We start from the raw sequence: 25,299 nt of genomic DNA, 5'->3' as shown, positions 1-25,299 counted from the left end.
TCGAAGCATGGCCGGGATCCAGCTCGACAACGAGTGGGTATCGGGTTATGTGAAAACCATCGAGCGGGCCGGTTCCACGCTCGGTGAGCAGCGCACGAAGCTGACCGCGGGGCAGCTGAGCGCGGCCGCGTTCGGTGAGCTCGGCCGCCAGCTCGGCGTGGCGAACGCCTATGCGAAGGCCTCGAGCGTGCTGCTCGATCAGCTCGCCAAGGGCGGTGCCGCGCTCGGTTCGGTCGCCGGGGAGCTCGGCAAGGTGGCGGGCAAGCACAATGCGGCCGAGGAAGACAACGCGGCCCGGATCACCCGTCTGGCCCGGGAAAACCGCTCATGAGCGAGCTTGCGAGCGAATCAAAGACACAGCACCGGCGGGAAGCGCCGAGCTCCCGTAGGGAGCGAAGGCGGTGACCGGCCTGGACGGGCACGAGATCCAGCAGCGGTCCGCGGACCGGCTCGACTATCTTTCCCATGCCTGCGCGAAACTCGGCGTCCAGGACCCGGTGGAGCGGTACTTCACGCCGGTACTCGGCCGGTGGAGCGCCATGCACGAGGAGGCCGATCGCTGGCGCACCGCGGCGAAGCAGGCGAGCGCGGTCACCGATGAGGTGAAGAAGCCGCTCGGCACCCTGGACGCCACCTGGCAGGGCCGTGATGCCGAGGCGTTCATGACCTATATGGGCACGGTCGGCGCGGCCGGGGTGGATGTCGCGGACGCGATGAGCGCAATGGCCGAGGCCCTGGACAAGCTCGCCGATGGGGTGCGCTCCATGGTGGACAAGCTCGCGGAGGTGCTCACGGCCTGCGCGGAGGACGTGTCCAAGGCCTTGTCCATGCCGGTGCCCGCCAAACAGCAGGCGTGCGAGCATCTCGAGGAGATCGACCGGCCGTGCGCGGAACTGTTCGAGTCGATCCGCCAGGCACTGCGCGCCTTCGTGCGGATGTGCGAGCAGCTGGACGGCGCGGGCGGGGACGGGGAAAAGCTGAGGCACACCATGCCGGGGCGGTTCGCCTTCCCCGGAGAAGCCACGCCATCGCCCGGCTCGCAGGACCACGGAGCAGCGGAGCAGCACCGGGAACTCGCCGCCGTGGCGCCGAATCCGGTTTCCGGCACGGAATCCGGACCGGCGGCGGGTGACTCGGCTACGACCGCCCCCGCGGCCGCGGACGGTCCGGCCGCGTCGAACGATCCGAACCGAGGCCTCGCGCCGGTTTCCGGCACTCTCCCGATCGGCGAGGGCCACGGCGACGGTCAGCCCGGCCAGGGACCGATGAGCGCGGCGGCGCAGGAACCCGGCCCGCACCCGGAACGCGGCGGCGCGCCCGCACCGGCGGCGAGCGCGGGCGGCCAGGGCGGCTTCGGCGGCATGCCGATGATGGGTGGCGGCATGGGCGGTGGCGCCGGTGGTGATCAGGAGTATCAGCGCAAGCGCGGGCTCACCTCGGATGCCGCGGACCTCTTCGGTAACCCGGAAGCGACCGCACCCCCGGTGATCGGCGCGGAGTACGATCCACCGCCCCGATCAGAGTAGCCGCCCAGGGTGTGTCCGGTGATCCACTGCCGTCGCGAGCGGGAGTCAGTGTGGAGGTGTCCCGCGGGTCACCCCGCGTCCGAGATCGGCAAGGCGGAGGATTGAGCCATAGCGGCAGCTGTGGTGATTGCGCTCCTTCGCGGCGTGCCGCCGACGTCGCGGCGCGGCAGGCTAGGGGATTGTCAGACGCGCCCTACGGTCCGCGCCGTTCCCGCGAGCGCTTCACCGTGTGCATCACGAACGCGGTGAGCACGAGCAGCAGCAGGGCACCGAAACCACCGGCGAGCGCCACCGTCATCGGGGTGTTGCTCCCGTCGTAGGGCGGTGGCAGCTCGGCGGGGATGGACACGGCCTTGTCCGGAACCCCGCCGTTCTCCGCCGGGATGTTTGCGGTGAGCGCGGCGATCGGGTTGATCAGCCCATAGCCGACCTGGCTGTTGCGGCCATCGGGGCCACCGGGGTGCTGCGCGGTCATCTCGATGCGCCGGATGATGTCCTGCGCCGAGAACTGGCCCTTCGGGAACTTCTCCCGCAACAGCGAGACGAGCCCGGAGACGTACGGCGCGGCGAAGCTGGTGCCCTGGATCGGGGTCGGTTGCTGGCTGCCACCGCTGGAGCTCTCGCCCGCGTTCACCTCGATGGTGCGGTTCACCAGCTTGTCCGGGGAACCCGGGTCGAGGGAGATCAGGTTCTCCCCGGGAGCGGCCACGCCGACCCATGGCCCGGCGATGGAGAACCCGGAGGGTGCACCGCTCTGCCCGATCGAACCGACCGAGAGCACATCCTTGCCCAGCCACGGCGGGATGGGGATCGACTTGAGCTTGCTCGGGTCCGGGTCGTCGTTGTTCTGCGTACAGCCCTTGCCCTGTTCGCCCGCCTTGTTCCCGGCCGCGGCGACCACGACGACGCCCTGTTTGGTGGCGGCCTTCACCGCCGCGAGCAGGTCCTTGTAGTGCTGATCGAGCGCGCCGGGGTTGGCGATGCAGGAGGTCAGCGAGATGTTGATGGCGACGAGATTGGTGTTGAGGTCGTGGGACTTCTTCAACGACCACATGATCGCGCTGGCCAGCGATTCGATGGTGCCCGGCGGCTGCTTCTGGCCGTCCGCGGTCTCCCCCTTCGATTCGTACAGGCTGGAGTTCGTGCGGATGGACAGGATGTTCGAGTCCGGGGCCATTCCGTTGAAGCCAACGGTCTCGTGCGAGTTCGCCGCGATGATCCCGGCGACCTCGGTGCCGTGTCCATCACAGTCCTCGCGCCCGTCGCCGCCCGGCTCGATGTAGTCCCCGCCGCCGAGCAGCCGCTGCCCGAGGTAGTCGTGCTGGGAGACGCCGGTGTCGATCACCGCGACAGTGTTGCCCGCACCGGTGGCGAACTTGTGCGCCTTGTTGATCGCGAGCTGGTCCTGCGGCCACGGCTTCCTGGTGAGCGGGAGCGAGACGCCCGAACGGATGCACTCGGACTTCTTGTCGTACCCGCCGTCCTGGGGCGAGGGCGGGGTCGCAGCGGGAGGTGGAACCGGTGCCGAGGGCGGCGGTTTCGGTCCCCACTCCTGGGTGATCGTGGGAACGCTCGGCAGGGTGGGGGCACCCTGCTGGCCACCACCCGGAGGTTGTTGCCCGCCCGGGGGCTGCTGCCCATCGGATGGCGGCTGGTCCCCGGAGGGCGGCGGTGGCGCGGCGGCCGCGGGCATGCCGAGCGGTACCGCGAGGCCGAGCACGATGGCGCAGGCGGTCACCATCCGCGCGGGGCGGTTCGTGCGAAGCGTTGCGCGCATCCGCTTTCCGTTGTTCGCGCGGCTACTCACGTACTGCCTCCCCTTTTCGCGTCCTCGAGCTTCAGCCACCGATACGGAGGTGACGCACCGTGTCGTAGAGCTCCATGACGGCGAGCGCGAGCGGCAGCACCGCCGCGATGAGCACGCCCTCGATGATGTCCACGGTGCGGCGCATGACCGGGGAGAACTTCTGCTCGGGGAAGATCACGCCGATCACCAGCGAGGCGGCCGCCACGATGACGAGCACCCCGAAGATGTAGAGGATCCTGGTCAGCGGGGAGGACTCGGTGAGCCAGCCGATGGCCACCCCGGCCGCGGCGACCATCCCGGTCGCGAGCAGGGCGATCGCCTGCGCGCCGTTCGCGTAGCTGCGGCCGCGCAGCATGAGCACCAAAGAGATCACGATCGCCAGTAGGAAACCCCAGATCGTGCCATGGCCCGCGGTGACGATCGCGGAGACGGCCGCGACCGCCCCGCAGCCGACGATCAGGCCGGTCAGGTACTCGTGCGCCATCCCGGAGCGCTTCTCGATCTGCGCGAAATCCGGGAACGGGCCGGTTTCCTTGAGGTCCTCGGCATTGGTCGGGACGTTCGGCAGCGGCAGCCGGGCCAGCTGGATGGTCACCCTCGGCAGCAGCGAGATGCCCACGAGCGCGACCGCGGCCGCACCGGAGGCGATGGCCGCCGGGGTGGCGTCCACGAAGGTGCCGATCAGGAACGCGACGAAGCCGAGTACCCCGGCCGCGCCGAACGCGATGAACACCGTGACCCCGCGGCCGATCAGCCAGATCGAGGCCGCCGCGAACACCACGATGAGCACCGAGCCGAGCAGCAGGTTCGGTGCCTTCGGTCCCTCGGGCACCGCGTAGAGCCCGGCGATGAAGGCCATCGGGATCGCCCCGGCCGCGGAGATGAGCACCGCGGTCCCCGGCGCGTCGTACACCCTGGCCAGCGAACCGGCGATGCCGATGAGCACGAGTGCCGCGACCCCGCCGGCGACAGCCGGTCCGATGCTGGGGCCACCGCCGAAGGGGCCGGCGTAGAACAGCGCGAGCGCGGCGGCGACCAGTGCGGCACCCGCTCCGATGTGCGCGATCCGCCGCGCGGTGGTCTTGGTCCACGGGCGGAAGCTGCCCGGAGTGGCCGCGGCGATCGCGTCCACCACGTCGTCGTAGAGCGGCGGCGGCGGATTGTCCGAGCGCTTGCGCAGCTGCAGCAGGTCGCCGTCGACGATGCCGAGCGAGGCCAGGGTGTGCCCGGGATCGAGCTGTTCGCCGCCCAGTTTGGCCAGGGCCCAGCCACCGTGCCGGGCACCGCCGTCGGGGCTGTTCTCTCTGGCCATGTCCAGGATCATCGGCATCAGATCCGCGATCGAGACGTCCGCGGGTAGTGCGACATCGATACGCGTACTCGGGGCGACAACGGTCACCCGGGAAAACACGGTCGTGCTGGTTGCCACCTCTGGCCCCCTACTTCGCCTCTGCTGCGATGTCCGAATGGTTCTACTGCGTCCGCCCGATACTCTGGCAGGCACCCTAGTATGTGCACGCCGGTGTGCGGACGGGTAGCCGGTCGACCGTCATCCGTCCGAGTGCCCGGGGCGCGGGCGAACATCGGTGACTTTGCCAGATCTTTCCCATCCGTAGGGGCGATCTGGTAGGGAAAGCAGGGAAAAGTCGGGGACCAGACGCTCGAGGAGAAATCGTGAGTGAGCTTGCGAGCGAACCAGGGGACACAGCAGCCTCGCGAGCGATGGTGACGAGCGTTAGCGAGGAGCAATCGTGAGTGAGCTTGCGAGCGAACCAGAGGACACAGCAGCCTCGCGAGCGATGGTGACGAGCGTTAGCGAGGAGCAATCGTGAGCACGGTGCAGTTCAGGCGCTCCGCTCGGTTGGCGGCACCCAAACCGCCTGGTGGCGAGGTGCACCTCGAGCCGCCGCCCGAGGTGCCGCGGGTCATCCCGGGCAACATCGTCATGAAGCTGCTTCCCGCGGTCATGATCGTGGCCTCGGTCGGGATGATGGCCTTCATGTTCACCAGCTCGAAGGGGAACCCCACTTCGCTGCTGTTCGGTGGCATGTTCATGATCTCGACCATCGGGATGATGGCCGGCCGGGGCGGTCAGGGCGGCAACAAGAAAGCCGAGATGAACGAGGACCGCAAGGACTACCTGCGGTACCTCGGCCAGATGCGGGAGCGCGCCCGCGAGGCGACCGAGGAGCAGCGCCGCGAGCGGGACTGGAACCTGCCCGATCCGGCGACGCTGTGGTCGCTGGTCTCGACCCGCAGGATGTGGGAGCGGCGCCCCTCGGACTCCGACTTCTGCCACGTGCGCGTCGGCCGTGGCTCGCAGCGGCTGGCGAGCAGGCTCGTCCCGCCGCAGACCGGTCCGGTCGACGAACTCGAGCCGATCTCCACGCTCGCGCTGCGCCGGTTCGTGCGCGCGCACTCGATCGTCACCGACCTGCCCATCGCCTCGAGCGTGCGCGGGTTCGCGGCCATCGGTATCGGCGGGGAACGCGCCAAGGCACGGGCGTTCACCAGGGCCCTGCTCGGACAGCTGGCCACCTTCCACACGCCCGAGGACGTGATGATCGCGGTGGTCTCCGCGGGCCGCACCAAGGCCGAGTGGGAATGGGCCAAGTGGCTGCCGCACACCCAGCACCCCACCGAGACCGACGGCATCGGGCCGGTGCGGATGATCGCCCCCTCGCTCGGCGGGATCGAGCAGATGCTGCACGAGGTGATCGGGGACCGTCAGCGGTTCACCCGCAACACCCCGCCCGCCAACGATCAGGCGCAGGTCATCATCGTCATCGACGACGGCGAGATCCACGGTGAGGAACAGCTGATCCTCGAAGAGGGCCTCGTCGGGGTCACCATGATCGACCTGAGCAACTCGCTCGGCTCGCTCACCGCGCGGCGCGGGCTGCGGCTCGTGGTCGAGGGGGATCAGCTCGGCGCGCGCAACGCGGGCGGCGTGGAATGGTTCGGCACTCCCGACCAGCTCTCCGTGGTCGAGGCCGAGGCGCTGGCCCGCAAGCTCGCTCCGTACCGGGTCGGGGTGGCCGCCGAGGGCCCCGGTGACGAGGAGCCGCTGCTGTCCAATCCGGGCATGCTCGAACTGCTCGGCATCCCCGGCGACCCGATGACCTTCGACGTGCAGCAGGCCTGGCGGCCGCGGCCGAAACGGGACCGCTACCGGGTCACCTTCGGGGTCGGGGAAAGCGGTCAGCCGGTCGAACTGGACATCAAGGAGGCCGCCGAGGAAGGCATGGGCCCGCACGGGCTCTGTGTCGGCGCCACCGGTTCCGGTAAGTCGGAGTTCCTGCGCACCCTGGTGCTCGGCATGCTGGCCACGCACTCATCCACGGCGCTGAACATGATCCTGGTCGACTTCAAGGGTGGTGCGACCTTCAACGGGTTCGACGAGGCCCCGCATGTCGCGGCGACCATCACGAACCTCGAGGGCGACCTGACCCTGGTGGACCGTATGCGGGACGCGATCGCCGGTGAGTGCGCCCGCCGCCAGGAGCAGCTGGCCAAGGCGAACGCGAAGAACGTGTGGGACTACGAGAAGATGCGCGAGAACGGCGCCGATCTCGATCCGCTTCCCGCGCTGTTCATCGTGATCGACGAGTTCTCCGAGATGCTGACCGCGAAGCCGGACTTCATCGACCTGTTCCTGCAGATCGGCCGGGTCGGCCGTTCACTGCAGATGCACATGCTGCTCGCCTCGCAGCGCCTCGAGGAGGGCAAGCTGCGCGGCCTGGACACCTACCTGTCCTACCGCATCGGTCTCAAGACGTTCTCCGCGGCGGAATCCCGGTCCGCGATCGGGGTCCCGGACGCGTACGAGCTCCCGCCCATCCCGGGTTCCGGGTACCTGGCCATCCAGGGTGAGCCGATGGTGCGGTTCAAGGCGGCCTACGTCTCCGGTCCGTGGCGCCCTTCGGGGATGCAGCCGGTGGTGCGCAGTTCCCCGGTCTCGCTGAGCCGCAAACCGCAGATGTTCGTCCCGGACTTCATCGAGAAACCGCCCGAACCGGAGCAGCCGCAGGCCGTCGAGGAGCCGGAGAAGAAGGAAGACGAGTCGAACGAGCCGACTCAGCTGGACCTGATCATCGGCAGGCTCATCGGCCAGGGCCCGCCCGCGCACGAGGTGTGGCTGCCGCCGCTGGACGAGCCGCCCTCGCTGGACCAGTTGCTCCCGCCGATCGGTCCGTCCGAGGACCGCGGGCTCACCCCGGCGGGTTTCTACGGCAATGGCCGGCTCCAGGTGCCGTTCGGGCTGGTGGACAAGCCCTATGAACAGCGCCGCGACCTGTTGTGGGCGGATTTCTCCGGTGCCGCGGGGCACGGGCTGGTCGTCGGCGGGCCGCAGTCCGGTAAGTCGATGCTGCTGCGCACGATGATGGTCTCGCTCGCGCTCACCCACACCCCGGAGGAAGTGCAGTTCTACGCGCTCGATCTCGGTGGTGGAACGCTCGGCGGTCTGCAGTCGCTGCCGCACACCGGTGGCGTGGCCAGCAGGCTCGATCCCGATCTGGCGCGCCGGATGATCGCCGAGATGGTGCAGCTGATCGCGGACCGGGAGCGCCGGTTCCGCGAGCTCGGCGTGGACTCGATGACCGATTTCCGCAACCGGCGCCGCCGCGGGGAACTCAAGGAGGACCCGTTCGGCGACGTGTTCCTGTTCATCGACGGCTGGGCGAATTTCCGCAACGAATTCGAGTCGCTGGAGGACTCCGCACAGCGGGTCATCGCCCAGGGGCTTTCCTACGGTGTGCACGTGGTGATCACCGCGAACCGCTGGGCGGAGATGCGGCCCGCGGTCAAGGACCTCATCGGGACCCGGTTCGAGCTGCGCCTCGGTGACCCCTCCGAATCGGAGACCGACCGCAAGCTCGCGCAGAACGTGCCCGAGGGCAGGCCCGGTCGCGGTCTCTCCAGGGACAAACTGCACTTCCTCGTCGGCCTGCCGCGCATCGACGCCTCTCCGGACGACGAGACCGTTGCCGACGGGGTGCAGGACGCCGCGCGCAAGATCTCCGATGCCTGGACCGGACGCAATGCGCCGCCGGTCCGGCTGCTGCCCGAGATGATCGGGTACGACGAGGTCGCCCGGCTCCTCCCGGAGGACACCGGAGGGCGCAGGCTCATCCCGATCGGGGTGGACGAGGACGCGCTCGCCCCGGTCTGCCTGGACTTCGACGCGGACTCGCACCTGGTGGCGTTCACCGACGGCGAGGCGGGCAAGACGAACCTGCTGCGCACCATCTGCCGCGGGATCACCGAGAAGTACACGTCCAAGGAAGCGGTCATCGTGCTCGTCGACTACCGGCGCACGATGCTCGGATTCATCGAGTCCGATCACCTGCTCGGGTACGCGGTCTCGGCGGCCCAGCTCAACGAGTTCGTCGGGGACATCAAGGGCTCGATGCAGGGTAGGATCCCCGGACCGGATGTCACCCAGGACCAGTTGAAGAACCGCTCCTGGTGGAAGGGTCCCGAGCTGTTCGTGATCGTGGACGACTACGACCTGGTCGCGACGCAGAGCGGGAACCCGCTGCAGCCGCTCGGTGAGTTCCTTCCACAGGCCAAGGACGTCGGGCTGCACATGATCGTGACCCGGCGCAGCGGTGGTGCCTCGCGGACCAGCTTCGACCCGGTGGTCGGCAAGCTCAAGGAGATCTCCGCGCCAGGGTTCGTCGGTTCGGGTTCCCGCGATGAGGGTGACCTGTGGGGCGGGGTGCGCCCGTCCCAGATGCCGCCCGGCAGGGGCACGCTCATCACCCGCAAGGCGGGCAAGCAGCTGATGCAGATCTCGTGGATCCCGCCAGAGTGATCGGATGGCGGTAAACGTCGCCGTCGACTTCGGCACCTCGAGCACCTGTGTCGCCGTGTCCGTCGATGGCAGGGAGCCACAGGTCGCCAATGTCGACGGACAGCCGCTGATCTCCTCGGCGGTGTTCGCGGCGGCGGACGGCACCCTGTTCGTCGGGCAGGAGGCCGAGCGCCAGGCCGCGATCGATCCCGCGCGCTACGAACCGCATCCCAAGCGGCGCATCGACGAGGGCGAGCTGCTACTCGGGGACGCGGTGCTCGCGGTGCAGGACGTGGTGCGCGCGGTGCTGCGCCGCGCGGTCGGTGAGGCGCGCCGGATCGCCGGGAACCGGGGCGTGGACCTGCTGGTGCTGACCCATCCCGCGGACTGGGGCGTGATCCGCACCCGCACGCTGCGCCAGGCGGGCGCCGGGCTCGGGCACCGGGTGGTGCTGGTCCCGGAACCGGTCGCGGCCGCGGTCTTCCACGCCGCGAACCACACCATGCCGGACGGTAAGGCGCTCGCGGTGCTCGATCTCGGTGGCGGCACCGTGGACGTGAGCGTGGTGCGCAAGAGCCGCGGAGCGCCCGGTTCGGTCGGCGGCTTCGAAGTGCTCGCCACCAAGGGCGATCCGAACTTCGGCGGTTCGGATATCGACCAGTTGCTGCTCGAACACGTCGGTTCGCTGCTCGATTCGCGGTACGCCGAGGATTGGCAGCGGCTGATGACCGGCCGCGAGCTCGCCGACCGTCGTCGCAGGCGGGTGCTGCGCGCCGATGTGCGCAGTTCCAAGGAAACCCTGTCCCGGCACCCGTACACGGATGTCCCGCTGCCGGACCCGTTCAACGACGCCCATGTCACCCGCGCCGACCTGGAGCGGCTGATCGGGGAGCCGCTGCGGCGCACGGTGGAACTCGCCGCGGCCGCGCTCACCGATTCGCAGGTGCCGCGCGAACAGCTCGGCGGGGTGTTCCTGGTCGGCGGTTCGAGCCGGATCCCGCACGTGGCCCGGCTGGTGCACGAACGGCTCGGGGTCATCCCGGTGACCCTGGATCAGCCGGAGACCGTGGTCGCCCGCGGCGCGCTGCGCGCGGTGCTCGTGGATCCGGAACACACCGATGGATACAGCACCGGGCCCGCGCGCGGGCCACAGTCCGCACCGCAGTCCCAGCCGGTGCCCCCGCCGTACGCCGCCGGACCGCGGCCGGTCGTGCCCCAGCCGGTGCCCGCCCCGCAACCGGCGCCGCCCCGTGCTGCATCGCCACCACCACCGTTCCAGCAGGTACCGGCCGAGGCGCCGGCCAAGCGCAAGCGGGCGCTGTGGATCGCCGGGGCCGTGGTGGTCCTGGCCGCCGCCGTGGTGCTCGGCCTGGTGTTCGGGTTCGGCGGTTCGACGCCCGAGCCACCGAAGGCCGACAACGGGACACCACTCGCCGCCTACGACTACGCGTTCACTCTGCCCGCCGGGTGGCAGCAGAGCGGCGGCAATCCGCCCAGGCGCGGGATCACCGTTTCCCCCGGCGGCGACGCCTCCCCGGAAGCGCGGGTCTACGTGGAGGAGACCCGGTTGCGCAAACCGGTGAACAACGCCCAGGCGCGCCAGGGATTCCTCGCGGATCTCGAACCCAAGGTGCGCGCGGCCGGATTCACCGGTTTCCGGCCGAGCATCAAGTACGCGGACCGGGATGTCGCCTACTATCGGGGACAGTCCGCCGAAGGGTCCGTGCGGGCGAACGTGGACTGGTACGTGCTCGTGGACGGCGAGGTGCAGCTGTCCATCGGTTGCCAGTACAGCGAAGCGCAGGCGCAGAACATGCGCCCGTCCTGCGAGCGGATCGTGCGGAGCATGCGGATCAGGAATCAGGGATGAGCGGATTCACCGAGGCCGTTCGCGCGTTCACCGACGAGGTGGACGCCGCGCTGAACCGTGCCCGCAAGGCTTCGAGCGACGCGGCCGAACGCAGCGAGGCCTTCCGCGCCGGGCAACTGGCCCGCGAGGAAGCCGCCGTGCAGGACGGGAAACGGGCGGACGGGGACGCCGCGCTGTGCGAACAGGCGCGGGATTTCCGCATCGGGGCCGGGTTGCCGGTGCCCGAAAACGGCGGGGAAACCGAGCCCGGCGAGGACGAGAATCGTGCACAGGGCGCAACCGGGCGAACGCGGGAACCGCTCGGTTATGACGACGAGGATTTCTCCCAGGGCCGCTTGATGTCCTGAAGTGAACGGATTCCGAATTCCGTGCATGGGTATTTCACCGGGCATTCGCGGGTGGTGGTTATCCACCGTGTTCACCTGAGCGCGTGAAGATCAACCTATCGCGCCGATACCAGCAGTAGCGCTCTGACCTGGGGGTTCGGCATTCCGGAGAATCGGTTCCCGGTTGCGTGATTCGCAATTGCAACTACTTCGGGGAAAGCTGGGACAAGGTGGAACCGGCATGGCAAAGTCGTCGTCGCAGGAGCGTACGAACCGAATACCGTACGATCGGGACGGAAAACCCACGACACAAGAAGGGGGTAGCACCCTCATGGCCGGACATATGAAGACAGGTGCTCCGCAGCTGCGCCAGGCGTCGAAAGACATGGAGAACACCAACAAGGAGCTGCAGACGACCATCTCCTCCGTTGGTCGCACCATCGAGAGCATCGTGGAGAGCTGGAAGGGTGTCGCCTCCGGCGCGTTCCAGGAACTGATGAATCGGTACCTGCAGGACGCCAAGACCCTCAACGACTCGCTCAACGAGATCGCCACGCAGGTCAGTGGCTCCGCGGCCGCGTACGAGCAGCAGGAAGAAGAGTCGAAGCAGCAGCTGTCGAAGCTGTCGCAGGCTCTCAACAACGGGTGACCAGTCGAGCACCTTTCGACGAGCTAAGAGAACTCTAGGGAGCGGTTAGTTATGGGTATGGACAACATTCAAGTCAATTTCGAGGAACTGGGGTCGACCGGCCAGAACCTCAAGTCCCAGTCCGGCCAGATCGCCGACCACATCGGCCAGCTGCGCAAGAAGATCGAAGAGTTGGAGACGCTCTGGGAGGGTGGCGCCGGAGGCGACTTCCAGAACGCCAAGAACAAGTGGATGACCGCCGCGAACGACCTCGAGCGCACGCTCGAGCAGATCGCCAAGACGGTCGACGCCGTGCACGAGAACTACGTGGCGACCGAGGGTGCGAACCAGAAGCGTTTCGCCCAGTGACGTTGCACCGCTGAAGGCCCCGTGGCTGCTTGCCCGGGGCCTTCCGTGTGTCTCTCGGGCGCGCTCGGCGTCCTTAACCGACCCCCGTGTCAACCCTCCCGAGACCGACACGGTATCTTCTAATGCTGTTGCCCGGTACCTGACACGCCGGGCGGCCATCGCATGTGGCCCGCGGGGCGGGACTGCGATACCCAAAGACTCACCGCAAATCGATGACGAGGTAGTTCCGTGCGCACGTACAGCCCGAAGCCTGGCGACATCACCCGCGCCTGGCACGTGATCGACGCCGAGGACGTCGTGCTCGGCAGGCTGGCCACTCAGGCGGCCACGCTGTTGCGCGGCAAGCACAAGCCGACCTACGCGCCGCACATGGACACCGGTGATTTCGTCATCGTCGTGAACGCCGAGAAGATCGCGCTGTCCGGCAACAAGCGCCAGGACGCGTTCGTCTACCGGCACTCCGGCTACCCAGGTGGTCTGAGCAAGCGCTCCTTCGGTGAGATGATCGACAAGTTCCCGGAGCGGCTCGTCGAGAAGACCATCAAGGGCATGCTGCCGAAAAACAAGCTCGGCCGCGCGATGGCCGGCAAGCTGAAGGTGTACGCGGGTCCGGAGCACCCGCACAGCGCGCAGCAGCCGCAGCCGTTCGAGGTGCGAAAGGCGGCCAAGTAGCACCATGACCAACCCTGAGGAATCAGTAGTGACGACGCCCGAGACTGACGTGACCGGCGAAGTGGTCGAAGAAGAATACGTGGCGGACGAGTTCGTCGCCGAGGAGCTCTCCGCTCCGATCGGTGCCGAGGACGTCGCCGTGCCGGCCCCCGGGCCGGTGAACCCGACCCCGCAGACCGTGGGCCGCCGCAAGCGCGCCATCGCCCGGGTGCGCATGGTGCCCGGCAGCGGCAAGTTCACGCTCAATGGCAAGCCGCTCGAGTCCTACTTCCCGAACAAGCTGCACCAGCAGCTCATCCGGGAGCCGCTGGTCACCACCGACCGGCGCGAGCAGTTCGACGTTTTCGCGACCCTCTCCGGCGGCGGCCCCTCCGGCCAGGCCGGTGCGCTGCGCCTCGCGATCTCGCGCGCGCTCACCGAGGCCGACCCGGACGACCGTCCCTCGCTGAAGAAGGCCGGCTTCCTCACTCGCGACCCGCGGGTGAAGGAGCGCAAGAAGTACGGTCTCAAGAAGTCCCGTAAGGCGCCGCAGTACTCCAAGCGCTGACGAGGGACCCCATGGGTCGACTGTTCGGTACGGACGGCGTGCGCGGTCTCGCGGGCGACGATCTCACTCCAGAACTGGCACTCGGCCTCGCAGCAACGGCTACGCGGGTGCTCGCCGAGAAGTTGGACGGTGGGCACCCGCGCGCTGTTGTCGGGCGGGACCCGCGCGCGAGCGGCGAGATGCTGCAGGCCGCGGTCGTCGCGGGCCTCACGAGTGCGGGCGCCGACGTGCTGTGCCTCGGTGTCCTTCCCACGCCCGCCGTGGCTTACCTGGTCGGTGAGCTCGGCGCGGATCTCGGCGTGATGATCTCCGCCTCGCACAATCCGATGCCGGACAACGGGATCAAGATCTTCGCCGCCGGTGGGCACAAGCTCCCCGACGAGGTCGAGGACGAGATCGAGCGCCGCATCGGCGAACCGGGTGCGCGCCCGACCGGCCGGGAGATCGGCAGGGTCACCGAAGCCGGGGACGCGGCCACCCGCTACATCGATCACCTGCTCGCCGCCACCCCGGTCCGGCTCGACGGGCTGCGCGTCGTCGTGGACTGCGCCAACGGGGCAGCGGCCACCGTGGCTCCCGAGGCCTACCGCCGCGCGGGTGCCGAGGTCATCGCGGTGCACGCGGAGCCGGACGGCATCAACATCAACGAGGACTGCGGGTCGACGCACCTCGGATCGCTGCGCGAACACGTGCTCGCCAACCAGGCCGATCTGGGGATCGCGCACGACGGGGACGCGGACCGCTGCCTGGCCATCGACGCCGGTGGTGCCGAGATCGACGGCGACCAGATCATGGCCGTACTCGCCCTGGCCATGCACGAGAGCGGCGAACTCACCGAGGACACCCTCGTCGCCACCGTGATGAGCAACCTCGGCCTGTTCCTCGCCATGGAGAACGCCGGAATCCAGGTCACCCGCACCAAGGTCGGTGACCGCTACGTGCTCACCGCGCTCCGCGAGGCCGGTCTGGCCCTCGGCGGCGAACAGTCCGGTCACATCGTGCTGCCCGAGTACGCCACCACCGGGGACGGGCTGCTGACCGCGCTGCGCCTGATGGCGCGGGTCGCGCAGACCGGGCGGCCGCTCGCCGAGCTGGCCGGGGTCATGCGCAGGCTGCCCCAGGTGCTGCTGAACGTGCGGGTCGGGGACAAGGCGGCGGTGGCCACCCACGCCGGGGTGCTCGCCGAGGTCAAGGCCGTCGAAACCGAGCTCGGGGAGACCGGCCGGGTACTGCTGCGGCCATCCGGGACCGAGCAGCTCGTCCGGGTCATGGTCGAGGCGCCCTCCGAGGAGCTCGCCGAGGCCAACGCCCGCCGCCTCGCCGAGGTCGTCGGCTCGGCCAGCTGAACCGCGGCCGAACTGGCCCACGACGCCCATCCGGTGTGACATCATCACGCTGGAACTGGCTTGATACCGGATGCGTCGGATCGCGGTGGACGATCGCGAGGAGGGGCGATGACCTTCGACAAGAAGCTGCAGTTCGACAAGGCCGTCGTCGATGCGGCCGGCAAGCGCATGTCCGACCTCGGGAACGCCATGTCCACGGTGAAGTCGTACTTCGGTGACGCGACCGGCGAGTTGCAGGCCAAGCACTTCGGCCTGACCGACGAGGGATCGGGTACCGGTCGGAAGCTGCTCGAGAAGGTCAACGGATTCGCCGGCGGAGCGGACACCGCGAAGCAGTATCTGCAGCAGATGGAACAGGCGCTGATCGACACCTCGAACGCCCAGTCGCTGAACGAGGAAAGCGGGCACTGGAAGTTCAGCAAGCTGCAGAGGGATCAGTGATGAGCGGTGACGAGAGCTACGGCGAACCAGTCCGGGAGCCGTTGACCGCTCCGGCGACCGAGGAATATCTCTCCGACAAGTATCTGGACGAGGTGTACGAACTCGCCCGCATGCTCGCGCCCGATCGCCTCGGATTCCTCTACAACAGATGGTCCGGCGCCGACAATACGGGTTCCTCGCGGGTGCACGAATGCGCCGATCCGGGGTCGCGTGGCACCTGGAAAAGCTTCGGCATGTTCGACGAGACCAAAAAGAAAGAGATCGACAAACTCAAGGGCCTGGATATCGGGGCCATGAGCAAAATGGTCGATCGGCTGAAAAAGATCGGCCAGGGAACCGGGCAGGTCGACGGCCTGATGAAGAAAGCGGCGGGGGATCTGGATCATGGATGGAATGGCGCGGCCTCTCGCGCGGCGCTGAAGAAATACGACGAATTCGCGAACATCTCCCGGGACTACGCGGGTTCGGTGCAGCACGTCGGTACCGCGCTCGGGGCGGCCGCGGACAGCCTGAAGAAAGCGATCGACAAGGTGGCCGCGTTCGCCAGGGACGGCGGAATCGGCGGCAAGTTCATGCGCAAGTTCGACCACCTCGGCGGCGAGGGGGAGGACCAGGGGACCAAGCGCGGTGACTGGAGTTCCGCGCTGGATCAGCTCGATCAGGCGCTGCGCAATGGGGTCGAGGTGGACGGGGCCTTCATCGGCGCGAAAGGCTGGCAGCGCGCCGAATCGCCGTTGACCGCGGGTGGCGATGTGGTGGACGGCTCCTCGTTCCAGGAGGTCGCGGTACTGACCGGCTCGGTCGCGCAGTACAGCGGCAAATCCGGGATCGCTCCCGGAGCCGGGCTGACCAGGGCACTGCGCGAGGTGGCCGGGTTCTGCGATCTCGGTGACGGTGGCGCCGACACGACCTGGTCGGATGCGCGAAGCAGGGAGATGGACGAGCTCGCCGCGTCCTACTATGCCGCCGCGAGCGGGCTGAAGACCGTGGTGGAGAACGCGAACAAGGCGGTGCGGGAAGTCTTCAGCACCCTGGAAACCGAATTGGGGCGGGCCAAGGACAATCCGTACGCCGCCCTGGAACCGCCGAAGGAACAGCCCGCCGAGCACAAGGGCCAGGAGGACGGCGGCGGCCCGAAGAACACCGGCGGGCCCAGCGAGAAACCACCGCAGACCGGTGGCGGCGATTCCGGCACGACCACGACCGCGAGCGGTGGCGGCCGGGACGGTAGTCCGAGTCAACCGCCCCGGCAGCCGCCGGCGCCCCAGGCCGCTGCGTCCACTCCCGCGACGCCCGCGATGCCCAAACCGGAGGACTTCCAGGCGGGGCAGACGAGCCCGTCCGCGGACCCCGGGCAGGGGGATCAGACGCCGGACCCGGGCGCCGAGGCGGACAAGCCGGAGACCGTCAAGATCAAAGATCCCGGCGGGCGCGATCTGGAGCTGACCACCCCGGACGGCAAGGGGCACATGAAGCTGAGCGTGGACGACGGTTCCGGGCAGCCGAAGAGCTACGACGTGGACTTCGGCAAGGGCTCGGCGCCGGGCGGTGATCCGGCGGCGGGCGGCGATCCGGGGACAGGCGGTGATCCGGGGACAGGCGGTGATCCGGGGACAGGTGGAGCCGACGGAGCCGGTGGTGCCCAGCCGGTGCACGCCGATCAGTCCGGGCATGCCGAGATCCACGACGGCAAGACCACCATCTCGCTCGACAAATCGCCGGATTCCGACCAGGTCAAGGTGACCGTGGACGACGGATCCGGCAAGCCGACCAGCTACACCATCGAATCGACCGATGGCACGGGAACGGATCCCACGGGGCAGCACGGAGACTCGACCGGCAGCGGAGGCTCGCCCGATGGCGCGAGTCCGGGCGGTGGTGCTGGCCCGGCCGGGGGACCGCCGCCGAACGCCGAGTCCGCCACCGCGCCCGGATCCTCCGGTGAACCGGCGATGCCCGCGGCGAACGGCCCCGGCGCGGATGCTTCCCCGGCTGCCGAGCACGCACCCGCTGCCGAACATGCACCCGCTGCCGAACCGGCCGCCGCCTCCGCCGGTGCCGCGCCGGGGATTCAGCACGCATCCGGTGATCTCGGCGGCGCCGCGCCCGACGGTGGGGCCGAGCAGCCGGCCGCGGCGAGCCACGAACCGATTCCCGGCCAGACCACGACCGCGAACGCCATGGACGGCGGTTTCGGTGCTGGGGTTCCGGGCATGGGCGGTGGTGCCGAACAGCCGCTGCAGCCGGGCGGGATGTCCGGCGCCGATCCGAACATGGCCGGGGACGGGAACCAGGACGGTGGCTATGGCGCCGGTGTCGGGGACGCGCATGCGCAGCAGGCCGGTGGACCCGGTGGTCCCGGTGTGGGCGGTCCGGGCGGCCATCCGGCCGGGCCGCCGCCCGGACAGTCCGGCGATCAAGGCGGTGCCATGGGAGGTATGCCGATGATGGGCGGCATGGGCGGCGGTGGTGGCGGTGATCAGGAACGCGGGGCGAGCTCCTGGAGCACCGAGGGCAACCTGTTCGATGAAGTCGGGGAATCGGTGGCCGATCTGACCAACGGTCTGTTCGGCCCGTCCGACAGGCGGTGATTCCAGTGTTCGAAGAAGGCAGTCCGGAATGGCACCGGGTCACCGCGCCGTTCCAGGACATCATCGGCGAGCTGCGGGAGCGCACGGATCAGCGCGTGGGCGAGCTCGAGCAGGAACTGAGCGAGTACGAGCAGCGCATCGCCGAGCGGGAGGCAGTGGCGCGCGAACAGCTCGCGGAGCAGGAGAAAGCGCGCGCCGAACTGGAGGCCGCGAACCCACCCGATCCGTGGAAACGCAAGACGGCCGACACCGTGCTGTCCTTCGGACCGGACGAGGACGAAGCGGGTGGTTCCGCGTTCACCCCCGGGTCACCGCAGCCGCCGAGGCGGGCGCGCCGGGCCGTTCCCGAGGACGACGACGAGGACTTCTCGAACCGGTCCTGGCTACAGCACTGATCCCGGCAACCCCCAGGCAGCCTGTGGATAACTCTGTGGAAAAGCCTGTCGACAGTAGAGATGCTGTGGATAAACCCGTGGATGACAACGCTTATGGCTGTTCATGGTTGCGCGGAGTAAAGAGCACCTCTGACGACGACAGCGCAGTGGCGCCGCGACGTTGAAAGCCCGGCGGGAGGAGGACAACGCCGCGAGGCGCCGACAGGGCACGCGAAGGTACTTCGCCGACATTGCCGCGCAGCAGGACACGGAGTCGTCAGACGCACTCTAGGCGAGGTCCGCGCCCTTGAGCTCGGCATCGAGCAGCGCGTCGTAGCCGCTCGCCCCGGTCAGGTGCTTCAGGAAGAACGCGGTGAGCAGTGCCTTCGCGGTCCGCATCGATTTATGGTTCGCCTTGCCGTGCAGCAGTAGCTCGGTCCAGTGCCGCCCTTCGGTGAACGCGAGGTGGCTCGCTTTCGGGGCGGTGCGCAGCTGCGCCGGTCCCGCCCAGGCCTTCGCGATGGGGGTCGCGTGCGCGGTGGTCGGCGCGATGAGGTCCTCCCCGGCGGCGATGTGCAGCGAGGGCATCGTGCAGCGCGCGGCGAAATCCGCGGCGGAGGGCAGGGACTCCGCGATGGCGAGCGTGGCGACCGCGCGTACCCGCGGATCCTCGGCGGCGAGCAGCACCGCGGCCGCGGCACCCATGGAATGCCCGGCGAGGCCGAGCTTTTTCGGGTCGACGGAGATCTCGCCTTCGCCGAGCCGCACATCCGTGCAGATGTCGAGGGTCACCCGCAGATCGGCGGCGTACATCCGGTGCGAGGGCAGCGGCGAACGCTGGGTCGCCGGGCAGGCGGCCACGATTCCCCAGGAGGCGAGGTGGCGCAGCAGTCCCGCGTACCTCGCGGGCGGCTGGAGCAGGCCGTGCCCGAAGGCCACCGCGGGCAGCCCGGTGCCCTCGACCGGGGTGAACACATAGCCGGGAATACCGACCAGGGCGAGGTTCCCCCGCGCGACCGAGTGCGGTCCGGGCTGGCCGAGCTGGGTGAACTGCCGCTTCGGCGAAGACATGATCTGCACGGTAACCGAATCCACGGGCCGGTGTGCCCGGTGGATACGGAAATTGTCGGCGGCCTGCGGTAGAACTGTCACCATGGTCGAACATACGATCGAATGCCGAGTCGGTGGGGAGTCCGTCCAGGTGCGGGTGGCGGGGGAGCCGCGCTCGCCACCCGTGGTGTTCCTGCACGGCTGGCCGGAATCCGCGCGCAGCTGGGCCAGGATCCTCCCGCTCGCCGCGGCCGAGTATTACGCCGTCGCCATCGATCTGCCGGGCGTCGGGGGCTCGGCAGGTGTGCTGACCGACGGTTCGAAGGCTAGTGGTTCGAAAGATCGGCTCGCCGATTTCGTGCACGCGGTCATCGGGGAGCTCGGCCTGCGCTCGGTCACGCTCGTCGGGCACGACATCGGCGGCATGGTCGTCTACTCGTATCTGCGCAGGCACCCGCTGCGGGCGGCGGTGATCCTGAACGTCGCGGTGCCGGGCGTGGAGCCGTGGAGTGAGGTCCTGCGCAATCCGGCGATCTGGCACTTCGCTTTCCACGAGGTGCCCGAGCTGCCGGAGCGGCTGGTGCGCGGCCGCGAGCGGGCGTACCTCGACTACTTCTTCGACGTGCTCAGCGCTCCCGGTTCGGGCGCGATCGGGGAAGCCGAGCGGGACGCCTATGCCGAGACCTATGCCACGCCCTCGGCATTGTCCGCCGGGTTCGGCTGGTATCGGGCGTTCGAGCTGGACGCGCGGCGCAATGCCGAGCGGACCGATCCGGTGGACACCCCGCTGTTGTACCTGCGCGGCGAACACGAGCGCGGCCGGCTGCCCCGGTTCGCCGAGGGGTTTCGCGCGGCGGGGATCCGAGACCTGGACCACGGGCTCGTGCCTGGCGCGGGCCATTTCGCACCTGAGGAGGCGCCATACGAAACCTGGCAGCGCATAACCAAATACCTGTGAGGCAGCAGCCGGCCGGGCTCCGCCTTGATCCGTGCCGCTGTGCCTGGTGCGGGTGTCCAGGAGTGAAGGTGTTCAGCGGCACGTCGAGCCCCGGCACCGCCGCGCCGACCGGTCAGTACCCTTGGCGGGGTGTGCGGAATCGTGGGATATGTCGGGCACCGGCCCGCGCTCGACGTGGTGTTGAACGGCCTGCGCAGGCTCGAGTACCGGGGTTATGACTCCTCCGGGGTCGCGATCCTGCACGGACGCGAGCGTGCCGGTGACAAGGCGAGCGAACTGGCCATCGAGCGCAAGGCCGGCAGGCTGGCCAACCTCGAGGAGGCGCTGGACGCGCAGGGCAGGGAACGGTTCTCCGGAACGGCTGGCATGGGACACACGCGGTGGGCGACGCACGGCGCGCCCAACGACCGCAACGCGCACCCGCACCGTTCGCTGGCCGGCGATGTCGCCGTGGTGCACAACGGCATCATCGAGAACTTCGCCGAGCTGCGCGCCGAACTCGAACAGGCCGGGGTGGAACTCGCCAGCGAGACCGACAGCGAGACCGTCGCCCACCTGATCGCGGCCGGATACACCGGCGATCTCACCGAGACAGTGCGGCAGGTGTGCCGCAGGCTCGAGGGCGCGTTCACCCTCGTGGTCACCCATCTCGCGCACCCGGACGAGATCATCGCCGCCCGGCGGTCCTCGCCGCTGGTGGTGGGCGCCGGCGCGGGGGAGCACTTCGTGGCCTCCGATGTCGCCGCGTTCATCGAGTACACCCGTTCCGCGGTCGAGCTCGGGCAGGACCAGCTCGTCCGGATCACCGATGAGGGCTACACGGTGTACGACTTCGACGGCGAACCGGTCGAGGCGAAGGCCTTCACGGTCAACTGGGATCTCTCGGCCGCGGAGAAGGGCGGGCATGAGTACTTCATGCTCAAGGAGATCGAGGAGCAGCCGGCCGCGCTCGCGAACACCCTGCGCGGACACTTCGACGGCCAGCGGATCACGCTCGACGAGCAGCGCCTCGGCGACCAGGACCTGCGCGATATCGACAAGGTGTTCGTCGTGGCCTGCGGCACCGCGTACCACTCCGGGCTGGTCGCGAAGTACGCGATCGAGCACTGGTGCCGGCTGCCCGTCGAGGTCGAGCTCGCCTCCGAGTTCCGCTACCGGGACCCGGTGCTCGACCGGGACACGCTCGTGGTCGCCGTTTCCCAGTCCGGGGAGACCGCGGACACCCTCGAGGCGGTCCGGCACGCCCGGGAACAGCGGGCGCGGGTGCTCGCCGTGTCCAACACCAACGGCGCGCAGATCCCGCGCGAATCCGACGCGGTGCTCTACACCCACGCCGGGCCGGAGATCGGGGTCGCCTCGACCAAGTGCTTCCTCGCCCAGCTCGCCGCGAACTACCTCGTCGGGCTCGCGCTCGCGCAGGCGCGCGGCACCAAGTACCCGGACGAGGTGGCCCGCGAGTTCGCCGAGCTCGAGGCGATGCCCGAGGCGGTGTCCCGGGTGCTCGAGACGGTGGGGCAGGTGCGCGAGCTCGGCCGCGGGCTGGCCGACTCGAAGGCGGTGTTGTTCCTCGGCAGGCACGTCGGCTACCCGGTCGCGCTGGAGGGTGCGCTCAAGCTCAAGGAGCTCGCCTACATGCACGCGGAGGGATTCGCGGCGGGCGAGCTCAAGCACGGCCCGATCGCGCTCATCGAAGAAGGCCTGCCCGTCGTGGTGGTGATGCCCTCGCCGAAGGGGCGCGCGGTGCTGCACTCGAAGCTGGTCTCGAACATCTCCGAGATCCAGGCCCGCGGCGCGCGCACGATCGTGATCGCCGAGGAGGGCGATGAGACGGTACGCGCCTACGCGGATCACCTCATCGAGACCCCCGCGGTCCCGACGCTGCTCCAGCCGCTGGTCTCCACGGTGCCGCTGCAGGTGCTCGCCGCCGAGATCGCCCGCTCCCGGGGCTACGACGTGGACAAGCCACGCAACCTCGCGAAGTCGGTGACGGTCGAGTAGGAGCACGTCTGAGAACCCCATGCCCTGCTGCGCCGCGAGGTCGGCGAAGTACCTTCGCGTGCCGATCCGCGTCCCGCTCACGACGGGCGAGGGTTCCAGGACGCACTCTAGACTGAGCGGGTGACCGTTCCCGACCAGATGACCGTGAGCGTCCTGCGCGGCGTGCACGAGGTCGAAACCGAACAGCGCGCCGTACCGGTCCCGGCCGAGGGCGAGGTCTTGATCAGGGTGGCGGCCATCGGCACCTGCGGTTCGGATGTGCACTACTACGAGCAGGGCCGGATCGGGGATGCGGTGGTCCGCGAGCCGCTCGTGCTCGGTCACGAGGCCAGCGGTGTCGTCGTGGCCTGTGGACCGGGTGCGCGCCAACACGTTCCCGGGACCAGGGTCGCGATCGAGCCGGGGGTGCCGTGCGGCAGATGCACGGAATGCCGGCTCGGGCGCTACAACCTGTGCCCGGACATGGTGTTCTTCGGTACCCCTCCGGTCGACGGTGCCTTCGCCGAATACGTGACGCTGCGCGAGGAGTTCGCCTATCCGCTGCCCGACTCGCTCAGCGATGAGGCCGGTGCGCTGCTCGAACCGCTCTCGGTCGGGGTCTGGGGCGCCCGCAAGGCGCGGATCGGGCCGGGCGCCCGGGTGCTGGTCACCGGGGCCGGGCCGATCGGGCTGATTGCCGCGCAGACCGCGCGGGCCTTTGGGGCGAGCGAGGTCCTGGTCACCGATGTGAACGAGCACCGGCTCGCGGTCGCCGGGGAGCTCGGTGCGCGCACCATCGATGTCGGCCGCGAGGCACTGACCGGGGTCGCGGCCGATGTGCTGCTCGAGTGCTCGGGCAATCCGCGGGCGACGCTGCAGGGCATCGCGGCGCTGGGACGCGCGGGCCGGGCGGTGCTGATCGGAATGGGCGCCGATGAGCTCGCGCTGCCGGTGGCCCGGGTGCAGCAGTTCGAGCTCGAGGTCACCGGCACCTTCCGCTACGCGAACACCTGGCCGACCGCGATCGAGCTCGCGGCGAGCGGGGCGGTGCGGCTGGACCGGCTGGTCACCCACCGCTTCCCGCTCACCGAGGTGCGCGGCGCGCTGACCATCGCCGCGCGCGATCCCGCGACGATCAAGCCCGTTGTGGTTCCGATGTGATCTCGGTGTCCGGCACCGGTGCCTCCGTGGTGGTGGCGGATTCGATCGCCGCGGGCGTCCGCACCGGCTTGCGGCGCTTGTCGAGCAGCCCGGACGTGATGGCCAGGCCGAGACCGATCGAGGCGAGCACCGCGCCCAGCAGGTTCGGCGCCGTGTAGCCGAGACCGGCGTCGATCACCGCGCCACCGAGGAACGCGCCCGCGGCGTTGGCGATGTTGAACCCGGACTGCACCGCGGCCGCGGCCATGGTCGGTGCCTCTTCCGCGGAGCGCATGATCTTGGTCTGCACCGCGGGAATGGCAATGAAGGCGATCATCCCGATGAAGAACACCGTGATCATGGCGCTGACCTGGTTGTGCACGGTGAGCGCGAACAGTGCCAGGGTCACCGCGAGGCCGCCGAGCGCGATGTACATGGACGGCATGAGCGCCCGGTCGGCGAGCCGTCCGCCGATCAGGTTCCCGACGGTGAGGCCGAGCCCGAATAGGGCGAGCGTGATGGTCAGCCCGTCCGGACCGATCCCGGCGAGCTTGTTCAGCATCGGGGCGATGTAGGAGTAGGTGGCGAACACGCCGCCGAACCCGAAGGTCGCGATCCCGAGCGCGAGCCAGACCTGGGGTTTGGTGAACGCCCGCAGTTCGGTGCTGATGCGCACCTGGCCGTGCTCCTGCATCCGCGGCACGAGCAGGGCGACACCGATGACCGCGATCGCGCCGATCCCCGCGATGGAGGCGAAGGTCATCCGCCATCCCGCGGCGTGGCCGAGCGCGGTCGAGGCGGGAACCCCGAGCACGTTCGCGATGGTCAGGCCGAGGAACATCATCGAGATCGCCCGTGCCCGCTGGCTGGAGTGCACGAGCTTGGCGGCGACCACCGAACCGACCCCGAAGAAGGCGCCGTGCGGCAGCGCGGTGAGAATCCGCGCGGCCATCAGGGTCTCGAAGTTCGGGGCCATGGCCGCGGCGAGGTTGCCGATGGTGAACACCGCCATCATGGCCAGCAGCATGTGTTTGCGGGAGAGCCGGTTGGCCAGGGCGGTGAGCAGCGGGGCACCGACCACGACACCGATCGCGTACCCGGTGACCAGGTAACCCGCCTGCGGAATGGACACATGCAGGTTGTGCGCGATGTCCGGCAGCACACCCATGACGGCGAACTCCGTCGAACCGATGCCGAAGGCACCGATGGCGAGCGCGAGCAGGGCGATGGGCACAGCAATCTCCTGTTGCGATTGTGAGGTTTCGAAGACTAAGGGGCGCGGCAGTGCGCGAAATATGTGGACCGGGACCCGGACGGTCACCAACTGAATCGATCCGCCACTCATAACGATTCCACGGAACCAGGGCTTCCGAAAGCGGTCGTGAACCGCCTCACTCCATCCTCCTGCGGCGGACGGCCTTGCGTTTGAGTGCGCTCACACCCCTACGGTCGGTCGGTATGGGAGAGGATGAGGCGCTGCGCCGGGCCCTGCGTCTGGCGGTGGATCCGCCCGGCGGGGTTTCGGTCGAGGCGCTGCGTGCGCTTGCGCGTGATGACGATGCGACCGAGTGGGACATCGCCACGACGGCGAAGTATCTCGGGGTGAGTCCGCACACGCTGCGGTATTACGAGCGCATCGGTCTGGTTCAGGTTGCCCGTGATGCGGCTGGTCACCGCCGCTACGGCGCGCCTGCGGTGCGCCGGTTGGTGTTCCTGACCCGGATGCGTACCTCGGGTATGCCGATCAGCGATCTGCGTCACTACATCGACCTCGTCGATTCCGGTCAGGACACCGTGTCCGAGCGTATGGACCTGTTGCTGGAGCACCGGGACATCTTGCGGTCCCGGATCGCCGGACTGCAGCTCGCCCTTGCCGCTAC

The 25,299-nt window shown here is 69.1% G+C and carries 21 protein-coding genes; 17 read left to right on the top strand and 4 right to left on the bottom strand.

Features of this window, described 5'->3' with window-relative positions; genetic code table 11:
• Positions 1-7: 7 nt before the first annotated feature.
• Both A37U_RS48465 and A37U_RS0122290 read left to right on the top strand, forming a co-directional pair.
• Positions 8-331, top strand: coding sequence for a hypothetical protein (locus A37U_RS48465; protein WP_020498895.1), 324 nt, complete (start codon positions 8-10; stop codon positions 329-331).
• Positions 332-401: 70 nt separating this feature from the next.
• Positions 402-1,526: a WXG100 family type VII secretion target gene (locus A37U_RS0122290; RefSeq protein WP_026197496.1), complete on the top strand. Its 1,125-nt coding sequence runs from the start codon at positions 402-404 to the stop codon at positions 1,524-1,526.
• Positions 1,527-1,719: 193 nt separating this feature from the next.
• Here A37U_RS0122290 and mycP read toward each other — a convergent pair whose 3' ends face one another.
• Together mycP and eccD are read right to left on the bottom strand one after the other, a co-directional pair.
• Entirely contained in the window at positions 1,720-3,333 is a 1,614-nt protein-coding gene (gene mycP / locus A37U_RS44695; protein ID WP_157182976.1) for a type VII secretion-associated serine protease mycosin, read from the bottom strand.
• Positions 3,334-3,364: 31 nt separating this feature from the next.
• Positions 3,365-4,762 carry a type VII secretion integral membrane protein EccD gene (eccD, locus tag A37U_RS0122280; RefSeq protein ID WP_020498893.1) on the bottom strand — a complete coding sequence of 466 codons (1,398 nt, stop codon included), beginning with the start codon at positions 4,760-4,762 and terminating at the stop codon, positions 3,365-3,367.
• Between the two features lie 399 nt (positions 4,763-5,161).
• On the opposite strand from eccD, the gene A37U_RS0122275 reads away from it, so the two are divergent.
• The 11 genes from A37U_RS0122275 (at position 5,162) to A37U_RS0122225 (ending at position 18,315) form a co-directional block, all read left to right on the top strand.
• Positions 5,162-9,151, top strand: coding sequence for a type VII secretion protein EccC (locus tag A37U_RS0122275; protein ID WP_020498892.1), 3,990 nt, complete (start codon positions 5,162-5,164; stop codon positions 9,149-9,151).
• 4 nt (positions 9,152-9,155) lie between these two features.
• Positions 9,156-11,000, top strand: coding sequence for a type VII secretion-associated protein (locus A37U_RS0122270; RefSeq protein WP_020498891.1), 1,845 nt, complete (start codon positions 9,156-9,158; stop codon positions 10,998-11,000).
• Positions 10,997-11,347 (top strand): hypothetical protein, encoded by a 351-nt coding sequence (locus tag A37U_RS0122265; RefSeq protein ID WP_020498890.1) that lies wholly within the window; start codon positions 10,997-10,999, stop codon positions 11,345-11,347. The genes A37U_RS0122270 and A37U_RS0122265 overlap by 4 nt, the downstream gene beginning before the upstream one ends.
• A 220-nt stretch (positions 11,348-11,567) precedes the next feature.
• Positions 11,568-11,975 carry a WXG100 family type VII secretion target gene (locus A37U_RS49950; RefSeq protein ID WP_083933738.1) on the top strand — a complete coding sequence of 136 codons (408 nt, stop codon included), beginning with the start codon at positions 11,568-11,570 and terminating at the stop codon, positions 11,973-11,975.
• A 57-nt stretch (positions 11,976-12,032) separates the two neighbouring features.
• On the top strand, positions 12,033-12,323 hold the full coding sequence (locus A37U_RS0122255; protein ID WP_157182975.1) for a WXG100 family type VII secretion target: 291 nt from the start codon (positions 12,033-12,035) through the stop codon (positions 12,321-12,323).
• Between the two features lie 228 nt (positions 12,324-12,551).
• Positions 12,552-12,995 carry a 50S ribosomal protein L13 gene (gene rplM, locus A37U_RS0122250; RefSeq protein ID WP_020498887.1) on the top strand — a complete coding sequence of 148 codons (444 nt, stop codon included), beginning with the start codon at positions 12,552-12,554 and terminating at the stop codon, positions 12,993-12,995.
• A 49-nt stretch (positions 12,996-13,044) separates the two neighbouring features.
• Positions 13,045-13,542 carry a 30S ribosomal protein S9 gene (rpsI, locus tag A37U_RS0122245; RefSeq protein WP_020498886.1) on the top strand — a complete coding sequence of 166 codons (498 nt, stop codon included), beginning with the start codon at positions 13,045-13,047 and terminating at the stop codon, positions 13,540-13,542.
• 11 nt (positions 13,543-13,553) lie between these two features.
• Positions 13,554-14,888, top strand: a complete 1,335-nt coding sequence (gene glmM / locus A37U_RS0122240) for a phosphoglucosamine mutase (RefSeq protein ID WP_020498885.1) — start codon at positions 13,554-13,556, stop codon at positions 14,886-14,888.
• A gap of 108 nt (positions 14,889-14,996) precedes the next feature.
• Complete coding sequence (locus A37U_RS0122235; protein ID WP_020498884.1) at positions 14,997-15,329, top strand: hypothetical protein; 333 nt, start codon at positions 14,997-14,999, stop codon at positions 15,327-15,329.
• Positions 15,329-17,920 carry a hypothetical protein gene (locus A37U_RS0122230; RefSeq protein ID WP_020498883.1) on the top strand — a complete coding sequence of 864 codons (2,592 nt, stop codon included), beginning with the start codon at positions 15,329-15,331 and terminating at the stop codon, positions 17,918-17,920. The genes A37U_RS0122235 and A37U_RS0122230 overlap by 1 nt, the downstream gene beginning before the upstream one ends.
• Positions 17,921-17,925: 5 nt before the next feature.
• A complete protein-coding gene (locus A37U_RS0122225) occupies positions 17,926-18,315 on the top strand; it encodes a hypothetical protein (protein ID WP_020498882.1) in 390 nt (129 codons plus the stop codon).
• 267 nt (positions 18,316-18,582) lie between these two features.
• On the opposite strand, the gene A37U_RS0122220 is transcribed toward A37U_RS0122225, so the two are convergent.
• Positions 18,583-19,368 carry a poly(ethylene terephthalate) hydrolase family protein gene (locus tag A37U_RS0122220; RefSeq protein ID WP_026197492.1) on the bottom strand — a complete coding sequence of 262 codons (786 nt, stop codon included), beginning with the start codon at positions 19,366-19,368 and terminating at the stop codon, positions 18,583-18,585.
• 79 nt (positions 19,369-19,447) lie between these two features.
• Here A37U_RS0122220 and A37U_RS44690 point away from each other — a divergent pair, with 79 nt between their 5' ends.
• The 3 genes from A37U_RS44690 (at position 19,448) to A37U_RS0122205 (ending at position 23,440) form a co-directional block, all read left to right on the top strand.
• Positions 19,448-20,302, top strand: coding sequence for an alpha/beta fold hydrolase (locus tag A37U_RS44690; RefSeq protein WP_020498880.1), 855 nt, complete (start codon positions 19,448-19,450; stop codon positions 20,300-20,302).
• A gap of 129 nt (positions 20,303-20,431) precedes the next feature.
• Positions 20,432-22,300: a glutamine--fructose-6-phosphate transaminase (isomerizing) gene (gene glmS, locus A37U_RS0122210; RefSeq protein ID WP_026197491.1), complete on the top strand. Its 1,869-nt coding sequence runs from the start codon at positions 20,432-20,434 to the stop codon at positions 22,298-22,300.
• 138 nt (positions 22,301-22,438) lie between these two features.
• A complete protein-coding gene (locus A37U_RS0122205) occupies positions 22,439-23,440 on the top strand; it encodes an NAD(P)-dependent alcohol dehydrogenase (protein ID WP_040588484.1) in 1,002 nt (333 codons plus the stop codon).
• Here A37U_RS0122205 and A37U_RS44685 read toward each other — a convergent pair.
• Positions 23,415-24,653: an MFS transporter gene (locus tag A37U_RS44685; RefSeq protein WP_020498877.1), complete on the bottom strand. Its 1,239-nt coding sequence runs from the start codon at positions 24,651-24,653 to the stop codon at positions 23,415-23,417. The genes A37U_RS0122205 and A37U_RS44685 overlap by 26 nt on opposite strands.
• Positions 24,654-24,877: 224 nt before the next feature.
• On the opposite strand from A37U_RS44685, the gene A37U_RS44680 reads away from it, so the two are divergent.
• The coding region (locus A37U_RS44680) for a MerR family transcriptional regulator (protein ID WP_020498876.1) at positions 24,878-25,299 on the top strand (422 nt) is incomplete at its 3' end.

The organism is Sciscionella marina DSM 45152, from assembly GCF_000379465.1.
Taxonomy (GTDB): Bacteria; Actinomycetota; Actinomycetes; order Mycobacteriales; family Pseudonocardiaceae; genus Sciscionella; species Sciscionella marina.
This window is presented reverse-complemented; position numbering and strand designations above follow the sequence as displayed.

Bases quoted from the DNA above. Each gene is read 5' to 3' on its own strand.
- A37U_RS48465 (WP_020498895.1), top strand. From the start codon at position 8: ATGGCCGGGATCCAGCTCGACAACGAGTGGGTATCGGGTTATGTGAAA.
- A37U_RS0122270 (WP_020498891.1), top strand. From the start codon at position 9,156: ATGGCGGTAAACGTCGCCGTCGACTTCGGCACCTCGAGCACCTGTGTC.
- A37U_RS0122265 (WP_020498890.1), top strand. From the start codon at position 10,997: ATGAGCGGATTCACCGAGGCCGTTCGCGCGTTCACCGACGAGGTGGAC.
- A37U_RS49950 (WP_083933738.1), top strand. From the start codon at position 11,568: ATGGCAAAGTCGTCGTCGCAGGAGCGTACGAACCGAATACCGTACGAT.
- A37U_RS0122255 (WP_157182975.1), top strand. From the start codon at position 12,033: ATGGACAACATTCAAGTCAATTTCGAGGAACTGGGGTCGACCGGCCAG.
- glmM (WP_020498885.1), top strand. From the start codon at position 13,554: ATGGGTCGACTGTTCGGTACGGACGGCGTGCGCGGTCTCGCGGGCGAC.
- A37U_RS0122235 (WP_020498884.1), top strand. From the start codon at position 14,997: ATGACCTTCGACAAGAAGCTGCAGTTCGACAAGGCCGTCGTCGATGCG.
- A37U_RS0122230 (WP_020498883.1), top strand. From the start codon at position 15,329: ATGAGCGGTGACGAGAGCTACGGCGAACCAGTCCGGGAGCCGTTGACC.
- A37U_RS44690 (WP_020498880.1), top strand. From the start codon at position 19,448: ATGGTCGAACATACGATCGAATGCCGAGTCGGTGGGGAGTCCGTCCAG.
- A37U_RS0122205 (WP_040588484.1), top strand. From the start codon at position 22,439: ATGACCGTGAGCGTCCTGCGCGGCGTGCACGAGGTCGAAACCGAACAG.